Here is a 19794-nt window from a genome sequence, read left to right as displayed (position 1 = left end):
CGGGCGTCGGGGGCGTAGCCCCGACCTACGCGCCGGAGCAGAACGCGGCGTAGTCGATGTAGCCGGGGAATTCGCGCCCTGGCGCGCACAGCGGGCATTCCGGATCCGGCCCGAGCCGGGTTTCGCGGAACCGCATGCCCAGCGCATCGAAGTGCAGCAGGCGCCCGCGCAGCGGCTCGCCCAGGCCCAGCAACAGCTTGATCACCTCGGTGGCTTCCAGCATGCCAACCACGCCCGGCAGGATGCCCAGCACCCCGGCCTCCGAGCAGTTGGGGGCGAATTCCGGCGGCGGCGGCTCCGGAAACAGGCAGCGGTAGCACGGCTGGGTGCCGCGGTTCCGGCCGGCATCAAACACGCTCACCTGCCCTTCGAAGCGGTGCACGGCGCCATAGACCAGCGGCTTGCCCAGCTTCACGCAGGCGTCGTTGAGCAGGTAGCGGATCGGGAAGTTGTCGGCGCCGTCGACGACCACGTCAATGCCTTCCAGCAGCGATTCGACGTTGTCGCTGGTCACCAGCTCCTGCACTGCCTCGATGCGGGTGCGTGGGTTCAGCGCGCCCAGCGTGGCCGCCGCGGAGGCGACCTTGGGCGTGCCGATCGAGGCTTCGGTATGCAGGATCTGGCGCTGCAGGTTGCTGCGATCCACCACGTCCGGATCGGCGATGCGCAGCGTGCCCACGCCCGCTGCGGCGAGGTAGTACGCCGCCGGAGAACCCAGGCCGCCCGCGCCCAGCATCAGCACGCGCGAGGCTTCCAGCCGCTGCTGGCCTTCCACACCGATCTCGGGCAGCAGCAGGTGGCGCGAATAGCGCTCGTGGAAGTCGGGGTCGAAGCCGGCGGCCGGGCCGCTCATGGGCAAGCCTTCGTCCTGCCAGCGACCGGTACCGCCGACGACCGAACAGACGTTGGCATAGCCAAGCGCGGCGAGTGCTTCGGCCGCCTGGCGGGATCGCCCGCCCATCTGGCAGATCAGGATGACCTCGTCACCGGACGGCGGAATATGCGCGTCCGGCGCCTGCTCCAGCTCTGCCCTGGTCACCCCTCGCGCGCCTTCGGCCATGCCGGCAGCGCGCTCGTGGTCATCGCGGATGTCGATCAGCCTGGCGCCGCGGGACACGCGGCGCTGGGCTTCGCGGGGGAGGATTTCATCGATTGCCATGCCCGCATTATCCCGCGTCCCGCCTGTGCCTGCGCGGAATGGCGGTCAGAGCGCCCGGTCAGCGCCGGGTCAGTACGGAATGATCTCCACGACCTCGCCAGCGGCGTAGTCGCGTGCGCCTTCCTGCAGGACCAGCAGCGCATCGGAATCGGCCGCCGCGCGCATGCGGTGCGAGCCATCCGCTGGATTGGGCTCGATGGTGAGCACGCCATCTTCGCCGCAGCACAGCCGCCCGCGCAGGAATTCCAGCCGCTCATTGCGCTTGCGCCAATCGGTCGCCAGGCGCGCATACATGCGCTGGCGCGGTGCCCGGCCGCGCATGGCGTCCACCAGCGGTCGCCCCAGGGCAAGCCAGGTGGCCAGCACCGACACCGGATTGCCCGGCAGGCACAGGAACAGCGCATTGCCGAGGCTCGCGCCCTCGGCCAGCAGCACCGGCATGCCGGGCTTGAGCCGCGACTTCCAGAACAGCACCCTGCCCTGCGCCTGCATCAGCGCGGGCAGGTAATCCTTCTCGCCGGCGGACACCCCGCCGGTGGTAATCACCAGGTCGAACGCGTGGCCGGCGTGGCGCAGCGCTGATTCGACCTGGGCGGGTTCGTCGGCAAGATTTGGCCACGCCACCGGGTCCAGGCCGTCGTTGCGCAGCAGGCCCATCAGCTGTTCGCGGTTGGAGTTGTAGATCTGGCCCGGGCCCAGTGACAGGCCAGGCTCGATCAGTTCATCTCCGGTGCTGAACACCGCCACCGTGGGCACGCGGGTGACTTCCAGTTCGGCCAATCCCTGCATGGCGCACAGGCCGATCCGCGCGGGGCTGAGCACATCACCGGCGCGCAGCAGCAGGTCACCGGGCGCGGTGTCCTCGGCAGCGTGGCGCACGTTGCGCCCCGGCGTTGGCGCAATCACCACGTGGACGGTGTTGCCTTCGACCCGGGTGTTTTCCTTCATGACCACCGTGTCGGCGCCCGGCGGCATCGGCGCGCCGGTGGTGATCCGCACGCACTCGCCCGGCTGCAGTGCCGGCTGGTCCGCTGTGCCGGCGAACTGCTCGCCGACGAGCGTCAACGTGCTCTCCCCTTCCGCGGCCAGGTCGACATGGCGCAGGGCGAACCCGTCCATGGCCGAGTTGTCGAACGGCGGCTGGGCCACCGTGGCCACGACATCGGCGGCCAGCACCTTGCCGTGCGTCCGCTGCAGCGCGCAGCGTTCGATCGGCATGCGGTGGGTGGAACCAGCGTCTTGGATAATCGCTGAGGCTTCAGCGTAGGAAATACGGGTAGGAAAATCGGTCATCCAGGTTCAATGCCGGCGTTGGCCAGGTCCTGTGGGGTATTGAGGTTACCGAAGCGTACCCCTTCCAGCCGCAGCGGAGCCATGCCCAGCTTTGCCTGCAACGCATGCACTGCCAGCTCGCCGGCGTCGATGGCCGCAGCGAGCGCGGGCCGCAGCCGATCAACACGCCACAGCGCCACCAGCGGCTGGGGGCCGTCGTCATCCACCGCCCAGGCGCCCTGTTCGCCGCAGGCGGAAAGCCGGCGCAGCAGGCAGTCGTTGATGTTCACCACGTCCACCGGCACGGTCAGTAACCACTCGCCGGAACAGGCCCGGGCCAGTGCGTCCAGCCCACCCAGCGGACCGATGCCGGCTACCCGGTCGGCGACGGTGGCCAGGCCTATCCGCGCATAGGCGTCGTGGTTGCGGTTGGCGCTGACCAGCACCTCTCCGGCACCGTCACCAAGGCGCGCGGCCAGTCGTTCCACCTGCGCGATCCCGCCGCGTTGCAACCAGGCCTTGTCCAGACCACCCAGGCGCGAAGCCTGTCCACCCGCCAGAATCCCAAGGGTGGTTGCCGCCTGCATGCTTCAGCCCTTGCGTTTGACGTGCCGGATCATGCGCTTCTTCTTGGCTTTCTGGCGCGTGGTCAGCACGTTCTTGCGGTCCTTGTAGGGGTTGTCCCCCTCCTTGAAAAAGAACCGCACGGGCGTGCCCACAAGCTTGAAGCGCTTGCGGAAGAAGTTTTCCAGATAGCGCTTGTAGCTCTCCGGCAGAGTCCGCAGCCGATTGCCGTGAATCACGATCGTAGGCGGGCTGGTCCCGCCTGGGTGACCGAAGCGAAGCTTGGGCGCATGCCCACCGCCGGCCGGAGGCGGATTCGATTCACTGGCGATTTCAAGCGCCAGGTTGATTTCCGAAGTGCTGAGCTGGCGGGTGGTGGCGGCGTGCGCCCGATGGATGGCGGCAAACAGCTCCTTCAGCCCGGAGCCGTGCAGCGCACTGATACGCACCGACTCGGCCCACGGCACGAAGGCGAGCTTGCGAGAAAGCAACGCCGCGGTCTGCTCGCGCTGGTAGGTGCTCAGTCCATCCCACTTGTTGACCGCGATCACCAGCGCCCGGCCGGCATCCAGCACCGCGCCCAGCACGCTGGCGTCCTGATCGGTGACGCCCTCGCTGGCGTCCAGCATCACCACGGCCACCTGGCAGTGCTCGATCGCCTGCAGGGTCTTGATGATGGAGAACTTTTCCACCGCCTCATCCACCCGCGCCTTGCGGCGGATGCCGGCGGTGTCGATCAGGGTGTATTTATGGCCTTCGCGCTCCAGATCGGCGGAGATCGAATCGCGGGTGGTCCCCGGCACGTCGGAAGCGATCATCCGCTCCTCGCCCAGCAGGCGATTGACCAGGGTGGACTTGCCCACGTTGGGGCGACCGATGAAAGCCACCCGCTTGCGCTCCGGATCCTCGACCAGCGGCTCGCCCGCGTCATCGGACGGAAGCATCGACAGCACCTGGGCCAGCAGCGGATCCATGCCCTGCCGGTGCGCCGAGGACACCGGGAACACGTCCTTGAAGCCGTAACGCGCGAACTCTGCCTGCGCGGCGCGGGCGTCGATGCCGTCGGTCTTGTTGACCACCAGCAAGACCGGGCGGCCACTCTTGCGCAGCCAGCCCAGCAGCTCGTCATCAAGCGCGGACGCGCCTTCGCGGCCATCGACCACGAACAGCACCAGGTCGGCCTCTTCAGCGGCGGTCCGGGACTGGCGCGCGGTCGCGCCGGCCAGCCCTTCTTCCTCATCGGTGATGCCGCCCGTATCGACCAGGGCGAAAGGACGCTCGGGATCCAGACGGCAGATGCCGTAGTTGCGGTCGCGGGTTACCCCCGGCTCGTCATGGACGAGCGCATCGCGGCTGCGGGTGAGTACGTTGAAAAGGGTCGATTTGCCCACGTTGGGGCGTCCGACCAGAGCAACCAGGGGGAGCATGGGGGGTTTGTGCCTGTCGTATCAGCGCTGCAGCCGGTAGGCGCTGAGATCGCCCCTGACCGTTTGCACTACCAGAATGCCGTCGGCCACCAGCGGTGCGCCCTTGATCGGATGGCGTCCCGCACGGGCACGCGCAGCCAGCTCGCCGTTGTCCATGCGCAGCCAGTGCAGGTAACCGTCGAAATCGCCCACCACGGCGTGGTTGTCATGGATCGCCGCCGAGGTCAGGTTGCGTCGCGCCAGCGCGGGCTGCTGCCACAGGCTGGAGCCGCTGTTCTTGTCCAGCGCCCACACCGTGCCGTGACGATCGGCGATCACCAGCCGGTCGAAACCCTGGGCCAGACGACCCGGGCCGCCGCGGTCGCTGACCCAGCGCGGCCGGCCCGACGGTGCCTCGATTGCCATCGTCTGCCCGCGGTAGCTGCTGGCATACAGGGTGACATTGTCGAGCACGGGGCTGCCGTCGATATCAGCCATGCGCTCAAGCTCGGTGCGTCCGTCCGGCATGCCAACCTGCTGCTGCCAGATCGGCTGGCCGTCAGCCATGCTCAGGGCGATCACAGTGCCGTCGTCATTGCCAACGAAGACATAGCCGGGACCGATCGTGGGCGCATCGTTGCCGCGCACGGTCAGCGTGGGCAGTTCCTGCACCCAGAACCAGCGCTCGGCGCCGCTGCGGGCATCGAATGCGGTGATACGTCCGTCGTTGGAACGCACCACCACCAGCCCCTGGCCGATGGCGGGCGCAGCGATGACTTCGTTGCCGAGCTGGGAGCTCCAGAGCTCTGCGCCGGTATCCGCATCCAGTGCAACCACCTTGCCTTCCAAGCTGCCCACGGCCACCACTCCCTCACCCACGCCGGGCGTACCGGCGAGCTGGAGATCGGAGTCGTAATGCCACAGCGTGCTGCCACTCTGAAGGTCCAGGGCGCGCACGCCGTTGCTCAGCGCTGCCGCGTACACCCGGCCGTTTGCAATAGCGGGACCCTGGCGCGCACCGATCCGGCGCTCGCCCTTGCCGACGCCGGTGCTCCAGATCCGCTGTGCTGACGCGCTCTCGGTAAAATCCTGCAGCGGCATCGGCTCCGTTGCGCTGGGCTCATCGTCACTGCCGCCAAACCAGTCGCGGACCGTGCCGCAACCGGCCAGGGCGACGGCGCAGGACAGCACCAGCGCGCCGCGCAGCAGCGCGGTTCCCATGCCTGTGTTCACTGACTTCATCAAATTGCCCCGGCTTGCGCCGGCTTGCCGCCAGCGTCGATGAGTTTGAGTTCGACCAGTCCGCGCTGCGGCGCAGCCACGTCCAGGTTGCGCAACGCAGCCTGGTAGGACTCGCGTGCGTCATCGCGACGATCCAGCATTACCTGGGCATCGCCCAGCGTTTCCAGCGACGCCGGATCCTGGCTGTCCGCCAGAAGGTCGACGGCTTCCGCGGTCTGTCCGGTTTCGATCAGAAGCTGGGCCAGCCGGTGCCTGCGGATCGGCTCGAGTGCCGGATCGGCACTGCTGGCGCCCTGCAGCGTTGCGATTGCGGTCTCGGCTTCTCCGGACTCGAACTGCGCCTTGGCCAGGCTGAACGCGGCCAGGATTGCGTAGCTGTCCGAATCCAGCGTGTCCGCCTGTGCGCTGGCCTGTTCAAGATCGCCTGCGGCGATGGCATTCACCACGCTCTGATACCGGTCACCCTCGGCCACGCGCTGGTCGTGCTGGTACTTGCCGAACCACTGCCAGCCGCCGATCAGAGCGACGCCGATGGCAACGCCGCCGGCCAGCCCCAGGCTGTTGCGCCGGAGCCAGTCGCGGACGCGTTCGCCCTGTTCGTGATCGTCGTAAACATCGTCAATTGCCATGCTGTCTCCCACCCGGCGCGCAAGCGCGGGCAGCTCCTGTCTTCTTGATATGTGTGGCTATGGCCACTAAGCGGCCGGCCCTCGCCCGCGCTGCGGGCGACGTCAGTCGGCCAGCGGAGCGAGCGAACCGTCGGAGGATACCGTAAAGCGCGCAACGTTCGCCCGCTGGAACGGCTGGATATCCTGAATATCGCCGAACCGGATCACCTCCACCGCGCCGGCATTGCCAAGCACGATGCGGCTGACTTCACCGGCGGCGTAGCTGCGTTCCTCGCCGGCACGGAGCAGTGCCTGCTCCAGCTGGCGACCGTCGCGGCCGCTGATTTCAACCCAGCTGTCTTCCTTGAAGCGCAGCGCCAGGGCGGGAGCCCCGGAAGCGCCCGCCTCAACCGCCGCAGACGGCTGCGTGCGACGGGTCTGGATAGGGGTCATGGAAGCCGTAAGGGGGCGCTGCTGCCGCTGGGTGGGATTGTTCAGCGCAGTGGCACCCTGCCCTTCGGCCACCGGGCTCCTGGCCAGGTCCAGCGAAGCAACTTCGGCGGGCGAACCCTCCATGTGGCCGCGGGTCACCATCCACACCGGCACCACCAGGGTGGCGGTAATCACCACGTACACCATCCGCCGTGCAGCCTGTTCGGCGATGCGCCGATAGCGCGGGGTGAAGGTGCGCGGCTGGAGTGCGGGCGGCGTGACCGGGGGCAGCTCATCGGCCACCAGCAGGTCCGCTTCAGAAAGACCGACGATACGGGCGTAACTGCGCAGCTGTCCGCGCACAAACACCGCCGCGCCCAGGTGCTCCCAGCGCCCCTCTTCAAGGGATGAGACCACACGTACGGGAACGTGCATTTGCGCTGCTACTTCGGCGATACCCAGTCCGGCGGCCTCGCGCGCCTGTCTGAGACGAAGGCCGGACCCCTGCTGGGATACGCCTGCATTCGCTGCGGATGACATGTGAACTGCTATCCCCCGGGGGTCTGCTGCGACGCGTGCGGGAATTCCGTTCCCAGCCGCTGACGATAACGCTCTGCGGCGACGCTGTCGCCCATTTTTTCTTCGATCTGTGATGCAAGCAGTAATGCCTCGCCCGTCGCCGGTGCTGCTGCCAGCCGCCGCTGCGAGAAAGCCCGTGCTTCCAGATACCGACCGTTACGGTACTGGTATTCGGCCATCGCTGACAATGCCACGCTGTTTTCAGGGTCGAGATTGAGCGCGGCGCGCAGATAGGCATCGGTGCGATCGCCGCGACCGGCGGCCTCCGCGCAGGCGCCCGCATTGGCCAATGCATCTGCACGGGCTGCGTAGGCGGGATTGGCCACGGCCCGTTCGAAATAGTCCATCGACTCGGCTGCCCGGCCCTGCCGGCACAGCCACGCGCCGTAGTTGTTCTGGATCGCCCCGTTGTCCGGCGCATGTTCGGCGGCGCTGGCGTAATAGCGACCGGCCTCTTCGCTGCGGCCGCGGATCATTTCCACCAGCGCCATCATGGTCAGTGCCCGTGGAGATTGGCGATCGATCTTCAGCGCGGCAAGCGCAGCCTCCTCCGCCTTGTCGATCTGACCGGCATCCAGGGCACGGCCCGCTGTCGCGATGTGATTGTGCACCTGCGACAGGCGGCGGCTTTCGGCGGAATCACCGAAACTGTAGTCGGGCGCAACATTCTCGTAGCGACCGCGCTCGGCACTGGGTTTGACGAAGGTGAGCCGTGAGCAGGCCGTGGTCGCCACGACCACCATCGCTGCCACCAGCAGCGCGCCGCGCACGCCCATCAGCGCTTTTCCTGTTCGGCCAGATGTTTGTTGAATTCCGCCTGGCGGCGGGTGCGGTCCATCACCTGGCCCTTGAGCTGACCGCAGGCGGCATCGATATCGTCTCCGCGCGGCCGACGCACCGGAGCGATCCGGCCGGCGTCGTTCAGCAGCTTCTGGAAACGCCTGACCGTTACGTCGTCGGGCCGCTCATAGCGCGTTCCCGGAAACGGGTTGAACGGAATCAGGTTGATCTTGGCCGCATCCTTCATCTGCAGCCGGTTGTCGAACTCGCGCATCAACTGCACCAGCTCGCGGGCCTGTTCGGGCTGATCGTTCACGCCCTTCATCAGGGTGTACTCGAACGTTACCGATTCGCCCTTCCTGCGCTGGGCGTAGCGCACGCAGGCTTCCATCAGCTCGGCGATGGGGTATTTCTTGTTGAGCGGCACCAGCTGGGTGCGCAGCTCATCGTTGGGCGCGTGCAGCGACACCGCCAGGGAAACGTCGCTCTCCTGCCCGAGCCGGTCGATCATCGGCACCAGGCCGGCGGTGGACAGGGTGACGCGTCGGTTGGCCAGACCGTAGCCGAGGTCGTCGCGCATCACGCTCATCGCGCGCACCACGTTGTCGAAGTTCATGAGCGGCTCGCCCATGCCCATCATCACCACGTTGGTCAGCCTGCGCTGCTTGTGCGGCACGTTGCCCAGGTGCTTGGCCGCCACCCACACCTGGCCGATGATCTCGGCGGTGGACAGGTTGCGGTTGAAGCCCTGGGTCCCTGTGGAACAGAAGGTGCAGTTGAGCGCGCAGCCCACCTGCGAGGACACGCACAGGGTGCCGCGGCCCTTGTCGGGAATGTAGACCGCTTCGATGGCGTTGCTGCCATCCATCGCCAGCAGCCACTTGTGGGTGCCGTCCACCGAAGGCTTTTCAAACTGGATCTGCGGCACGCGCACTTCGGCAAGCTCGTGCAGCTTGGCGCGCAGCGTCTTGCCCAGGTCCGTCATCTCATCGAAATCGGTGACGTGGCGATGATGGATCCACTTCATCACCTGATGTGCGCGGAAGCGCTTTTCGTCCAGCGCTTCCACGAAGAAACGCTCCAGCCCTTCACGGTCCAGGTCGAGGAGGTTCTGCTTGGCGGCTGTTTCGGTCACTTCGGTCAGGATTCCTGATGTGGAGGCGGCCACTGGATCACTTATGGATGCGGATCCAGTGGCCGGTGGATCAGCGTGCGTACACCTCGTCATCGCCGAAGAAGTACTTGATCTCCTCGGCGGCGGTCTCGGCGGCGTCGGAGCCGTGCACGGCGTTGGCGTCGATCGAGTCGGCGAAGTCGGCGCGGATGGTGCCCGGCGCGGCTTCCTTCGGGTTGGTGGCGCCCATCAGATCGCGGTGCGTGGCAATCGCGTTCTCGCCTTCCAGCACCTGGATCATCACCGGGCCGCTGATCATGAACTCTACCAGCGCACCGAAGAACGGGCGCTCACGGTGCACGGCATAGAAGCCTTCGGCCTCTTCGCGGGTCAGGTGCTTCATGCGGGCGGCGGCGATCTTCAGGCCGGCCTTTTCGAAACGCGAGTAGATTTCACCGATGACGTTCTTGGCAACGGCATCGGGCTTGATGATGGACAGGGTGCGCTCAAGCGCCATGGGAGATCTCCATTAGCGGGCCCGCCACCGTGTGGCGACCCGGATTGCATGTAAAAACCCGCGAAGGGACGCGGGTTTGGCCGGTTCAGCTGTGGCCAATTCTATAGGATTCCGGGCCCGGTTGACAGCGCCGTTTGACCGCCGGTGTGGATCCGCTTAGCATCCAAACAAACGTTTGAACCGGCCTTGCAGCAGATGTCCAGCACCCGTTTTTCAACCAAGGAGCGCATTCTCGGCGCCGCCGAAGAGCTGTTCGCGCAGCAGGGCTTCAGCGGCACGTCATTGCGCCAGGTGACCTCCCGCGCCGAGGTCAATATCGCCGCGGTCAACTATCACTTCGGCAGCAAGGAAAACCTCGTCAACGAGGTGTTCCGGCGGCGCATGGACGAAATGAGCGCCCAGCGTCTGGAGATGCTGGGCAAAGCGCAGCAGGACGCTGCCGGCAACCTGGAGGCGATCCTGGCCGCGTTCGTGGAGCCGGCACTGACACTGGCGGCCAACCGCAACGGCGGCGGCGCTTTCATCAGGGTCATCGCCCGTGCCTACGCCGAGACCAATGACGGCCTGCGGGCTTTCCTGTCCGAGCGCTACGGCCACGTGCAGCGTGATTTCGCACGTGCGCTCGCCGTCTGCCTGCCGGCGCTGTCAAAAGAAGAGCTCTATTGGCGCCTCGATTTCCTGGGCGGGTCGCTGACCTACGCAATGGCGGATTTCGGCCTGATCAAGCGGCCTGCCGATGTCAGCGAAGTGGAACATCGCAGACGCGCGGGAAGCGAGTTGATCCGCTTCGCAGCCGCCGGTTTCCGCACTGCGGGGCAGGCCGAAACCACATCATCCGTAACTGAATAAAACACATTCAATCATGGAGTTGCAGCACATGTCTAAGAAACTGCTTGTACGACGCGCGGCGGTGCTTGGCGCCGGCGTGATGGGCGCACAGATTGCCGCCCACCTGACCAATGCCGGCGTTGACACGGTGCTGTTTGACCTGGCGGCAAAAGAAGGCGCTCCGAGCGCCGTCTCCGCCAAGGCCATCGCCAACCTGGGCAAGCTCAGCCCCGCCCCGCTCGCAGACCGGGCGCTGGCCGCGCGGATCGTGCCGGCCAATTACGACACCGACCTGGCGCTGCTGGAAGAGTGCGATCTGGTGATCGAGGCGATCGCCGAGCGGATGGACTGGAAGCAGGATCTGTACCGCCGGATCGGGCCGCATATCGCCTCGCACGCGGTGCTGGCTTCCAACACCTCGGGCCTGGGCATCAACCGGCTTGCCGACGTGCTGCCGGACGCGCTGAAGCCCCGCTTCTGCGGCGTGCATTTCTTCAACCCGCCGCGCTACATGCACCTGGCCGAGCTGATCCCGGCCAAGGGCACCGACAAGGCCGTGCTGGAAGGGCTGGAAACCTTCCTCACCACCCATCTGGGCAAAGGTGTGGTGTACGCGCGCGACACGCCGAACTTCATCGGCAACCGCATCGGCGTGTTTTCGATCCTGGCCACCGCGCACCACACGCAGGAATTCGGGCTGGGCTTTGATGAGGTGGACGCCGTTACCGGGCCGCTGATCGGCCGGCCGAAGTCGGCGACGTATCGCACCTCCGACGTGGTGGGCCTGGACACTATGGCCCACGTGATCGGCACCATGGCCGACACCCTGCCCGACGATCCGTGGCATCGCTACTTCAAGTCGCCGGCCTGGCTGACCGGGCTGGTCGAAAAGGGTGCGCTGGGACAGAAGACCCGCGCCGGCGTGTTCCGCAAGGTGGGCAAGGACATCATGGTCCTCGATGTGGAAAAGCAGGACTACCGCCCGGCCGACCGCAAGGCCGCACCCGAGGTGGTGGAGATCCTGAAAACCAGGAATCCGGCGGAGAAATTCGCCAAGCTGCGCGCCAGCGAGCACCCGCAGGCGCAGTTTCTGTGGGCAGTGTTCCGCGATCTGTTCCACTACAGCGCCTACCACCTGGCCGACATTGCCGAGACCGCGCGCGACGTGGACCTGGCGATCCGCTGGGGCTACGGCTGGTCGCTGGGGCCCTTCGAGACCTGGCAGGCCGCCGGCTGGAAGCAGGTGGCCCAGTGGATCGACGAAGACATCAAGGCCGGCAAGGCGATGAGCGATGCGCCGCTGCCTGATTGGGTGCTCGACGGCCGCGAAGGCGTGCACAGCGCCGAGGGCAGCTACAGCCCGGCTTCCGGCAATCATGTGCCGCGCTCCAGCCTGGCGGTGTACGACCGCCAGCGTTTCCCCGATCCGTTGTTGGGTGAGCGTTTCGACCAGGGCCAGACCCTGTTCGAGAACGATGGCGTGCGCCTGTGGACGGATGGCGACGGCGTGGGCGTAATCAGCTTCAAGACCAAACTGCATACGGTCAGTGACCATGTGCTGGATGGCATCCAGGAGGCGATCGGTATCGCCGAACGCGACCTGCGGGCGGTGGTGATCTGGCAGCCGAAGGAGCCCTTCTCCGCCGGTGCGGATCTTGCCGGGGCGCTGGGGCTGCTGCAGGACGGGAAGGTGGACGCGTTCGAAGCGATGGTGGCCAACTTCCAGCGCACCAGCCAGCGCATCAAGTACTCGCTGGTGCCGGTGGTGGCTGCAGTGCGCGGGCTGGCACTGGGCGGCGGCTGCGAATTCCAGATGCATTCGGCGCGCACGGTGGCCCACCTGGAAAGCTATATCGGCCTGGTGGAAGCTGGCGTGGGCCTGCTGCCCGCCGGCGGCGGATTGAAGGAGCTGGCGGTGCGTGCTGCGCAGGCGGCCGGCCCGGGCGGTGACGTGCTGGCCGAGCTCAAGCGCGGTTTCGAGACCGTGGCGATGGCCAAGGTTTCCACCTCTGCGATGGAGGCCAAGTCGCTGGGGCTGCTGCGCCAGGACGACGTGGTGGTATTCCATGCCCACGAGCTGCTGCACGTGGCGCGCCAGCAGGCACTGGCGCTGGCCGAAGCCGGCTACCGCCCGCCCCTGCCCGCGCGTGCCATCGAAGTGGCCGGCGACGTCGGCATTGCCACCCTGAAGATGATGCTGGTGAACATGCTGGAAGGCCGCTTCATCAGCCCGCACGACAACGAGATTGCCGAACGCATCGCCGACGGGCTGTGCGGCGGTGAAATCGATCGCGGCGCGAAGGTTGACGAGGATTGGCTGCTGCGCCTGGAGCGCGAGCACTTCGTTGCCCTGGCACAGATGCCCAAATCGCAGGAACGCATCGCCCACATGCTCAAGACCGGAAAGCCGCTGAGGAACTGAGGTCCGCCCGCGCCCTGCGGCGCGGTGCACCGAGACCCTTTTCCCGAATCAGGACCCATGGAGTTCAACAGATGACCAGACAGATCCAGGACGCCTACATCGTCGCCGCCACCCGCACCCCGGTGGGCAAGGCGCCGCGCGGCATGTTCCGCAACGTCCGCCCCGATGAGATGCTCGCCCACGTGCTCCGCTCCGTGGTGGCCCAGGCACCGGGCATCGACGTCAACCGCATTGAAGATGCCGTGATCGGCTGCGCCATGCCCGAGGGCGAGCAGGGAATGAACGTGGCGCGCATCGGCGTGCTGCTGGCCGGCCTGCCCGACACCGTCGCCGCGCAGACCATCAACCGGTTCTGTTCTTCCGGCCTGCAGGCCGTTGCCCTGGCCGCCGACCAGATCCGCCTGGGCAGCGCCGACCTGGTGCTGGCCGGCGGCACCGAGAGCATGAGCATGGTGCCCATGATGGGCAACAAGGTTGCGCTGTCGCCTTCGGTGTTCAAGGACGACCACGTGGCCATCGCCTACGGCATGGGCATCACCGCCGAGAAGGTCGCCGAGGAGTGGAAGGTCTCGCGCGAGGACCAGGACGCGTTCGCGCTGGCCTCGCACCAGAAGGCGATCGCCGCCATCCAGGCCGGTGAGTTCAGGGACGAGATCAGCCCGTACGAAATCGTCTCCAATCAGCCCGACCTTGCCGGCAACGTGATCCACACGCGCAATCACATGGCGGACACCGACGAAGGCCCGCGCCCGGACAGCTCAATGGAAGGCCTGGCGAAGTTGCGCACGGTGTTCCGCAACGGCCAGTTCGGTGGCAGCGTCACTGCGGGAAACTCCTCGCAGATGAGTGACGGCGCCGGTGCGGTGCTGCTTGCGTCCGAACAGGCGATCAAGGACTACGGCCTGACCCCGCTGGCGCGCTTTGTCAGCTTCTCGGTGGCTGGCGTCCGCCCCGAAGTGATGGGCATCGGCCCGATCGCGGCGATCCCCAAGGCGCTCAGGCAGGCTGGCCTGACGAAGGATCAGCTTGACTGGATCGAACTCAACGAGGCCTTTGCTGCGCAGGCGCTCGCCGTGATCCGCGACTCTGAACTGGACCCGGCCAAGGTCAATCCGCTGGGCGGCGCAATCGCACTCGGCCATCCGCTGGGGGCAACCGGTGCGGTGCGTACTGCCACCCTGCTGCACGGCATGCGCCGCCGCCAGCAGAAGTACGGCATGGTGACCATGTGTATCGGCACCGGCATGGGCGCCGCCGGAATCTTCGAGGCCCTGTGATCGCTTGATGCCGGGCGCTGGTTTGATGCCCGGTAGCGGCAGGAGCGCGCCATGCGCGCGAAACCGCATGACATGTTGCGTAGCGACGGGGCTTCGGTCCCGTCGCTGTTACCGACGCCTCACCTTGCCGCCATAATTCACGCGGCTTCGCGCGTACGACGCGCTCCTACACAATCGCCGCCATTTTCTGCGGCACCTTTTGGGCAGTTCACGCGTTGCCGGTGCCGCCCAGTTCGTCCAGCGCCTTCTGCATGCTTGCACGGGCGGGCTCGCTGAGCTGCTCGTGGTCGAGCGCGAAGCGGATGGTGGCCTCGATCAGGCCAATGTGGGTGCCGCAGTCGAAGCGGTCGCCCTCAAACCGGTAGGCATCAAAGCGCTTGCCCTGCCCGACCATCGCGGCGATGGCATCGGTGAGCTGGATTTCCCCGCCACTGCCGCGACCGGTGTTTTCCAGCGCGTCAAAGATGCCCGGCGGCAACACGTAACGGCCCACTACGCCGAGCGTGCTCGGGGCATCTTCCGGACTGGGCTTTTCCACCATGTCGCGGATCACGCCGTGGCGCCCATCGAAGTCGCCGGTATCGACGATGCCGTAGCTGGATGTCCGCGCCCGCGGCACATCCTGTACCGCAATCACCCCGCCAGCGGTCTGTTGCGCATGATCGGCCATCTGGCGCAGTGCGCCGGGCCCCTTCCTGTTCCAGATCAGGTCGTCGGGGAGCAGGACGGCAAACGGTTCATTGCCAACCACCGGCTTGGCGCACAGCACCGCGTGACCCAGGCCCAGCGCCTCGTGCTGGGTGACGAACACGGCGCGCACGTGGGGAGGCAGCGGGTTGCGGATGACTTCGAGCAGCTCGGTCTTGCCGCTACGCTCCAGCCTGTCTTCCAGCTCATAGGCCTTGTCGAAATAATCGGCCACCGCGTGCTTGTAGCGGTTGGTGATGAATACCAGCGTGTCACAGCCCGCATCAATGGCTTCATCCACCGCGTACTGGATCAGCGGCCGGTCAACGATCGGCAGCATCTCCTTGGGAACGGTCTTGGTAGCCGGCAGGAACCGGGTGCCGAGGCCGGCGACGGGAAAAACGGCCTTGCGGATACGCTGTGTAGTCATGTCTTCCTTGCGTGGCGGGCGGGAAACTCAACCACCGTGGCCACCTGCGGCGGGCGTGGAGAATCCTGCGGCGAAAACTCCGGCACCGAATCGCGCAGCAGCTGTGCAAGCCGATCCAGGTCGTATTCGGCGACGGCCTCACGCATCTGCCGCACGGCCTGGAACACCTGCTCGGTAGCGATTTCGCGGGCTTCCGCCTGCAGGATCTTCGGATGGGTGGTGGGCCGGTAACGCTCGTCGGCGTGGAACAGGGTTTCGTGCAGTTTTTCCCCCTGGCGCAGGCCGGTGTAGACGATGGCGACGTCGCGCTCGGGGTGTTTTCCGGCCAGGCGGATCATCTGCTCGGCCAACAGGCGGATCAGCACCGGCTCGCCCATGTCCAGGGTATAGATCGCATGCCGCGATCCGATCGCGGCGGCCTGCAGGATCAGCTGGCAGGCCTCCGGGATAGTCATGAAATAGCGGGTCACTTCGGGGTCGGTGACGGTCACCGGCCCACCGTTGCGGATCTGCTCGCGAAACAGCGGGACCACGCTGCCGGCCGAGTCCAGCACGTTGCCAAAACGGACGGTGACAAACCTGGTTTGTCCCGGCCTGGCCGTGGCCTGGCAGACCATCTCGCCCAGCCGCTTGGTGGCCCCCAGCACGTTGACCGGGTCCACCGCCTTGTCGGTGGAAATCAGCACGAAGGTGCCCACGCCCGCTTTCATGGTTTCCGATACCACGGTTTCGGTGGCCACCACGTTGTTGCGCACGGCTTCGCGCAGCTGGGTCTCCAGCACCGGCACCTGCTTATAGGCCGCAGCATGGAATACGGCTTCCGGTGACGACAGCTTCAGGGCGTGCCGGATCACAGCCGGATCGCCGCAGTCGCCCAGCACCGGTACGCACTGGATATGGGGGAAGTCACGGCGCAGCTGCATTTCGATGGTGGCCAGGGCGAGCTCGTCCATCTCGACGATTGCGATCTGGCGGGCGCCGTGACGGGCGCACTGTCGACACAGCTCGGAGCCGATCGACCCGCCGCCACCGGTGACCAGCACGCTGCGACCGCCAAGCCACCCGCGGATGCCCTTCCAATCCGGCGTTACCGGCTTGCGGCCCAGCAGGTCTTCAATCGCGACTTCCTTGAGTTCGCCCGGCAGCGAGCGCCCTTCCAACAGGTCGTCGATCCGCGGCACGGTGCGGAATGGCAGCCCGGTTTCCTCGCAGGCGGCCACCACCTGCCGCATCTTCGCCGCATCCAATGACGGCACGGCAATAATCAGGAGCTTGGCCGCGGTTTCGGGTGCGATCCGGGCCACGTCCTCGATCCGGCCGAGTACCGGCACGCCCTGCAGGTGGCTGCCGTGCAGCTTCACTGCGTCATCAAGGAACCCGACCGCCTGGTAGGAGCCGGTGCGGCGCAGGTCGCGCAGCAGCGCTTCGCCGGCCTGGCCTGCACCCAGGATCAGGACCCGCACGGCCGACTGGTCGGTGCGGTTGACGCTGTAGTCCTTCCAGCTGCGATACAGCAGCCGCGGCATGCCCAGCAAGGCGGTCAACACCACCGGGTACATCACCAGCACGGTGCGCGGCACCGGGTCGAGCCGGTTGTAGAGAAACAGCACAAAAACGATGGCCAACAGCCCGAACAGGCTGGCCTTGAGGATGTTGATCAGATCCGGAACGCTGGCAAACCGCCATACCCCGCGGTACAGCCCCACCCGCCACAGCACCAGGGCCTGGGCGGCAAGAATCAGGGCGATTTCACCCGACCACCAGGGAATCTGGGGGGCGAAGGGCTGCATGGACAGGCGGAACTGATGCAGCCCGATCCAGCACACCCACACCATGGCCAGGTCATGGGCAATGATTGCCAGACGCGGCAGCGCGATGATCACCCGATCCTTCCAATGCTTCATTGTCGGTGCGCCCATCCCTTAGCTTTTCCGCGTTACCTATTGCAGGAGCGTTGCAGGAATGTCCATACAAGGCACCCGGCAAGACACCAGCCGGCCACTGCAGCCGTCACAATGATAAACCCATGGCCAGCGCCCGTCAGGGCATACATGAATGCCACTCCAATCATCGACCAGCCTGCGTAGGCCAGCGTCACCGGTACGTGATGGCCCAGTACGCGCGCCCACCCCTGATACGCATGCTGAACATGAGGCAGCCACCAGGCTTCGCCCCGCAATATGCGCCGTCCCAGAGTGAGCGATGCATCCACCAGGAACGCCGCCAGCGGCAGCACGAGCAGCGGCCATGGGGTCGCGGCCAAGCCCGTCTGTGGGCTGACCAGCAGCAGTGCCAGGATCAGGGCCAACGCCTGCCCGAGCGCCCCACTGCCCACATCACCCAGGAAAATCCGCGCCTTGGGAAAGTTGTATGGCAGGAACCCCAGGCACGCGCCGGCCAGCGCCAGTGACAACCACATTGCCGCGCCCGGCCCTGCCAGCAATGCATAGCCCAGTGCGGCGATGGCAGCCTGCGTGGTGGCCAGGCCGTCGATGCCGTCCATGAAATTCCACACATTGACCAGTACCAGCACGGCTCCGAAGGCGAGCAGCGCTGGCAGCACGCCGTGCCCGGACAGCAGGAGCGCGGCGGCGAGCAGACAGGCCGAGAACGCGTGGGCAGCCAGGCGCAACAACGGTGACAGGGGCCGGTGATCGTCGATCCAACCGACAGTGGCCACCAGTACCAATCCCAAGGCGCCGGCCATCAGCACCGGTCGCAACTCAGGCTCGCTGTAACCCAGGATCAGGATGGCCAGCAGCAGTGCCGCCACGATGGAAATCCCGCCACCCCGCGGCGTTGCAACGGCATGGCTGCGGCGCTCGCCGGGCTGGTCCAGAAGACCCCGGCCCCGCGCATAGCGCAAAGCCACCCACGTGCCGGCCAGTGCAATGGCCAGCGGGACCAGGAACCAGGTTGTTGCAAGAGTCGCCGCAGCCGGCACGTCAGACCACGGCGAAGTTCAGCAGCGGCTTGATCGTGCCCCATTCCTTGCAGCTCGGGCACTGCCAATGGTGGCTTCGCGCCCCGAAGCCGCAGCGGCTGCATCGATAGCTGGGATTGCGCACCAGCAGCTGGTCGGTGATCACCTTCAGGTCCTGAAGAGTCGCCATCGGGTCGCTGGTTTCACCATCGGCCAGGGTCAACTCGATCAGCGCGGCCTCACCACGGACCGACGGACGATCCTTGAGCTGCTGGGTCAGATAGGTGCGTGCTGCGGACGTGCCTTTTTCCAGTTCCAGCAGGCGGGTCAGGGCCAGCACCGGTGCGATGCCGCGGTAGTGCTCGGTCATTTCCGCCAGGAAATTACGTGCGCCGGTGCCGTCGCCCATACGTTCGTAAGCGGACCGCAACAGGGGCAGGATCTCCGGAAGGAAATCCGTGTCGTGACGGGCGGCGCGCTCGAGGGCGCGGATCGCCGCGGCATCGTTGCCTGCATCAATCTCCACCCTGCCCTCAAGAATTCCCGCCCGGACCGACTTGGCGTCGGCCGCATAGGCGCGGCGCACCGCTTCACGGGCTTCGTCGATCGCCCCGGTGGACAGGTGGCGCTCGGCAAGCTCGCATTCGAAGTGCGCGATCAGCCGGCCCATCGGCTCGCCGGTGGCGGCTTCGAAGCGGGTGGCGTTCTCGATCGCCTTGGCCCAGTCGCGTTCGGACTGGTAGATGCTGATCAGGTGGCGCAGCGCCTGCGGGGCACGCTGGTCCAGCTGGGCCAGCTCGGTGAATACGGTTTCGGCCCGATCCAGCAGGCCGGCTTTCATGTAGTCCTCGCCCAGGGCCAGCAGCGCCTGCACCTTCTGTGCATCGCTCAGGTCGCCCCGTTGCACCAGCCCCTGGTGCAGGCGGATGGCGCGGTCCACCTCGCCGCGACGGCGGAACAGGTGACCCAGCGCGATCTGGGTTTCAAAAGTGTCCTTGTCCAGCTCGGCGATATGCAGGAACAGCTCGATCGCCTTGTCCGGCTGTTCGCTGAGCAGGTAGTTCAGGCCACGGAAATAGGTGGTGGACAGGCGGCTGACCTGCGTGTCGCTGTGGCGCTCCCCACCGCGCCGCCCGATCACCCAGCCCGACAGGGCCGCGATCGGCAGCAGCAGGAAAAACCAGAACCATTCGGTTACAAAGGCCATGCGGTCATGCTCCCGGCATCCGGCCCATCAGTCTTCGTTGGGAAGTGGCAGGACTTCGCGCACGCGCTCGCGCAGCTCCTTGCCCGGCTTGAAATGCGGTACGTACTTGCCCGGCAGCGCAACTGCGGCACCGGTCTTCGGATTGCGGCCGGTACGCGGCGGCCTGTAGTGGAGCGTGAAGCTGCCAAAGCCGCGGACCTCGATGCGGTCTCCCTCGGCCAGTGACGCGCCCATGATCTCCAGCAGTGACTTCACTGCCAGATCAACATCATCGGCCTTCAGGTGGGCCTGGCGACCGGCAAGAATCTCGATCAATTCCGATTTGGTCATGGTCCCCGACGCCCCCT

At 66.4% G+C, this 19794-nt stretch carries 18 protein-coding genes; 3 read left to right on the top strand and 15 right to left on the bottom strand.

The annotated features are described in order from the left end of the window. Positions 1-25: 25 nt before the first annotated feature. From moeB to ndk, 10 genes are all read right to left on the bottom strand, one after another. On the bottom strand, positions 26-1159 hold the full coding sequence (gene moeB / locus WCE59_RS01470; protein WP_343256921.1) for a molybdopterin-synthase adenylyltransferase MoeB: 1134 nt from the start codon (positions 1157-1159) through the stop codon (positions 26-28). Positions 1160-1228: 69 nt separating this feature from the next. Next, positions 1229-2452, bottom strand: a complete 1224-nt coding sequence (locus WCE59_RS01465; RefSeq protein ID WP_343256920.1) for a molybdopterin molybdotransferase MoeA — start codon at positions 2450-2452, stop codon at positions 1229-1231. After that, positions 2449-3018, bottom strand: a complete 570-nt coding sequence (gene mobA / locus WCE59_RS01460; RefSeq protein WP_343256919.1) for a molybdenum cofactor guanylyltransferase — start codon at positions 3016-3018, stop codon at positions 2449-2451. Before mobA ends, WCE59_RS01465 begins: the two co-directional genes overlap by 4 nt. A 3-nt stretch (positions 3019-3021) precedes the next feature. Then, a complete protein-coding gene (gene der, locus WCE59_RS01455) occupies positions 3022-4422 on the bottom strand; it encodes a ribosome biogenesis GTPase Der (RefSeq protein WP_343256918.1) in 1401 nt (466 codons plus the stop codon). Between the two features lie 21 nt (positions 4423-4443). Then, positions 4444-5643 (bottom strand): outer membrane protein assembly factor BamB, encoded by a 1200-nt coding sequence (gene bamB / locus WCE59_RS01450; RefSeq protein ID WP_449284072.1) that lies wholly within the window; start codon positions 5641-5643, stop codon positions 4444-4446. Next, positions 5643-6272 (bottom strand): YfgM family protein, encoded by a 630-nt coding sequence (locus tag WCE59_RS01445; protein ID WP_343256917.1) that lies wholly within the window; start codon positions 6270-6272, stop codon positions 5643-5645. The genes bamB and WCE59_RS01445 overlap by 1 nt, the downstream gene beginning before the upstream one ends. A gap of 102 nt (positions 6273-6374) precedes the next feature. Next, entirely contained in the window at positions 6375-7223 is an 849-nt protein-coding gene (locus tag WCE59_RS01440) for a helix-turn-helix domain-containing protein (protein ID WP_343256916.1), read from the bottom strand. Positions 7224-7231: 8 nt separating this feature from the next. Next, on the bottom strand, positions 7232-8038 hold the full coding sequence (gene pilW / locus WCE59_RS01435) for a type IV pilus biogenesis/stability protein PilW (RefSeq protein WP_343256915.1): 807 nt from the start codon (positions 8036-8038) through the stop codon (positions 7232-7234). Next, on the bottom strand, positions 8038-9270 hold the full coding sequence (gene rlmN, locus WCE59_RS01430) for a 23S rRNA (adenine(2503)-C(2))-methyltransferase RlmN (RefSeq protein WP_449284071.1): 1233 nt from the start codon (positions 9268-9270) through the stop codon (positions 8038-8040). The genes pilW and rlmN overlap by 1 nt, the downstream gene beginning before the upstream one ends. Then, positions 9248-9673, bottom strand: coding sequence for a nucleoside-diphosphate kinase (ndk, locus tag WCE59_RS01425; protein WP_343256913.1), 426 nt, complete (start codon positions 9671-9673; stop codon positions 9248-9250). Before ndk ends, rlmN begins: the two co-directional genes overlap by 23 nt. Before the next feature lie 195 nt (positions 9674-9868). On the opposite strand from ndk, the gene WCE59_RS01420 reads away from it, so the two are divergent. The 3 genes from WCE59_RS01420 to WCE59_RS01410 all read left to right on the top strand — a co-directional run bounded on the left by WCE59_RS01420 (position 9869) and on the right by WCE59_RS01410 (position 14200). Next, positions 9869-10522 carry a TetR/AcrR family transcriptional regulator gene (locus WCE59_RS01420; protein WP_343256912.1) on the top strand — a complete coding sequence of 218 codons (654 nt, stop codon included), beginning with the start codon at positions 9869-9871 and terminating at the stop codon, positions 10520-10522. A 28-nt stretch (positions 10523-10550) separates the two neighbouring features. Then, positions 10551-12923 (top strand): 3-hydroxyacyl-CoA dehydrogenase/enoyl-CoA hydratase family protein, encoded by a 2373-nt coding sequence (locus WCE59_RS01415; RefSeq protein WP_343256911.1) that lies wholly within the window; start codon positions 10551-10553, stop codon positions 12921-12923. A 71-nt stretch (positions 12924-12994) separates the two neighbouring features. Beyond that, positions 12995-14200 (top strand): acetyl-CoA C-acyltransferase, encoded by a 1206-nt coding sequence (locus WCE59_RS01410; protein ID WP_343256910.1) that lies wholly within the window; start codon positions 12995-12997, stop codon positions 14198-14200. A 208-nt stretch (positions 14201-14408) separates the two neighbouring features. On the opposite strand, the gene galU is transcribed toward WCE59_RS01410, so the two are convergent. The 5 genes from galU to WCE59_RS01385 are packed head-to-tail and all read right to left on the bottom strand — an operon-like array spanning position 14409 to position 19777. After that, a complete protein-coding gene (gene galU, locus WCE59_RS01405) occupies positions 14409-15317 on the bottom strand; it encodes a UTP--glucose-1-phosphate uridylyltransferase GalU (RefSeq protein ID WP_343256909.1) in 909 nt (302 codons plus the stop codon). Continuing rightward, the gene (locus tag WCE59_RS01400; protein ID WP_343256908.1) at positions 15314-17221 is read right to left on the bottom strand and encodes a polysaccharide biosynthesis protein; all 1908 of its coding nucleotides are present in this window, start codon (positions 17219-17221) and stop codon (positions 15314-15316) included. Before WCE59_RS01400 ends, galU begins: the two co-directional genes overlap by 4 nt. 32 nt (positions 17222-17253) lie before the next feature. After that, positions 17254-18261, bottom strand: a complete 1008-nt coding sequence (locus WCE59_RS01395; RefSeq protein ID WP_449284070.1) for a hypothetical protein — start codon at positions 18259-18261, stop codon at positions 17254-17256. A gap of 1 nt (position 18262) precedes the next feature. After that, positions 18263-19447 carry a lipopolysaccharide assembly protein LapB gene (gene lapB / locus WCE59_RS01390; RefSeq protein WP_343256906.1) on the bottom strand — a complete coding sequence of 395 codons (1185 nt, stop codon included), beginning with the start codon at positions 19445-19447 and terminating at the stop codon, positions 18263-18265. Positions 19448-19474: 27 nt separating this feature from the next. Continuing rightward, positions 19475-19777 carry an integration host factor subunit beta gene (locus tag WCE59_RS01385; RefSeq protein ID WP_343256905.1) on the bottom strand — a complete coding sequence of 101 codons (303 nt, stop codon included), beginning with the start codon at positions 19775-19777 and terminating at the stop codon, positions 19475-19477. Positions 19778-19794 lie beyond the last annotated feature (17 nt).

The organism is Luteimonas qiangzhengi (assembly GCF_039548515.1).
Taxonomy (GTDB): domain Bacteria; phylum Pseudomonadota; class Gammaproteobacteria; order Xanthomonadales; family Xanthomonadaceae; genus Luteimonas.
This window is presented reverse-complemented; position numbering and strand designations above follow the sequence as displayed.

Excerpts from the sequence above, each read along its gene's own strand:
- moeB (WP_343256921.1), bottom strand. The coding sequence starts at position 1,159 with ATGGCAATCGATGAAATCCTCCCCCGCGAAGCCCAGCGCCGCGTGTCC.
- WCE59_RS01465 (WP_343256920.1), bottom strand. The coding sequence starts at position 2,452 with ATGACCGATTTTCCTACCCGTATTTCCTACGCTGAAGCCTCAGCGATT.
- mobA (WP_343256919.1), bottom strand. The coding sequence starts at position 3,018 with ATGCAGGCGGCAACCACCCTTGGGATTCTGGCGGGTGGACAGGCTTCG.
- der (WP_343256918.1), bottom strand. The coding sequence starts at position 4,422 with ATGCTCCCCCTGGTTGCTCTGGTCGGACGCCCCAACGTGGGCAAATCG.
- bamB (WP_449284072.1), bottom strand. The coding sequence starts at position 5,643 with ATGAAGTCAGTGAACACAGGCATGGGAACCGCGCTGCTGCGCGGCGCG.
- WCE59_RS01445 (WP_343256917.1), bottom strand. The coding sequence starts at position 6,272 with ATGGCAATTGACGATGTTTACGACGATCACGAACAGGGCGAACGCGTC.
- WCE59_RS01440 (WP_343256916.1), bottom strand. The coding sequence starts at position 7,223 with ATGTCATCCGCAGCGAATGCAGGCGTATCCCAGCAGGGGTCCGGCCTT.
- pilW (WP_343256915.1), bottom strand. The coding sequence starts at position 8,038 with ATGGGCGTGCGCGGCGCGCTGCTGGTGGCAGCGATGGTGGTCGTGGCG.
- rlmN (WP_449284071.1), bottom strand. The coding sequence starts at position 9,270 with ATGACGAGGTGTACGCACGCTGATCCACCGGCCACTGGATCCGCATCC.
- ndk (WP_343256913.1), bottom strand. The coding sequence starts at position 9,673 with ATGGCGCTTGAGCGCACCCTGTCCATCATCAAGCCCGATGCCGTTGCC.
- WCE59_RS01420 (WP_343256912.1), top strand. The coding sequence starts at position 9,869 with ATGTCCAGCACCCGTTTTTCAACCAAGGAGCGCATTCTCGGCGCCGCC.
- WCE59_RS01415 (WP_343256911.1), top strand. The coding sequence starts at position 10,551 with ATGTCTAAGAAACTGCTTGTACGACGCGCGGCGGTGCTTGGCGCCGGC.
- WCE59_RS01410 (WP_343256910.1), top strand. The coding sequence starts at position 12,995 with ATGACCAGACAGATCCAGGACGCCTACATCGTCGCCGCCACCCGCACC.
- galU (WP_343256909.1), bottom strand. The coding sequence starts at position 15,317 with ATGACTACACAGCGTATCCGCAAGGCCGTTTTTCCCGTCGCCGGCCTC.
- WCE59_RS01400 (WP_343256908.1), bottom strand. The coding sequence starts at position 17,221 with ATGAAGCATTGGAAGGATCGGGTGATCATCGCGCTGCCGCGTCTGGCA.
- lapB (WP_343256906.1), bottom strand. The coding sequence starts at position 19,447 with ATGGCCTTTGTAACCGAATGGTTCTGGTTTTTCCTGCTGCTGCCGATC.
- WCE59_RS01385 (WP_343256905.1), bottom strand. The coding sequence starts at position 19,777 with ATGACCAAATCGGAATTGATCGAGATTCTTGCCGGTCGCCAGGCCCAC.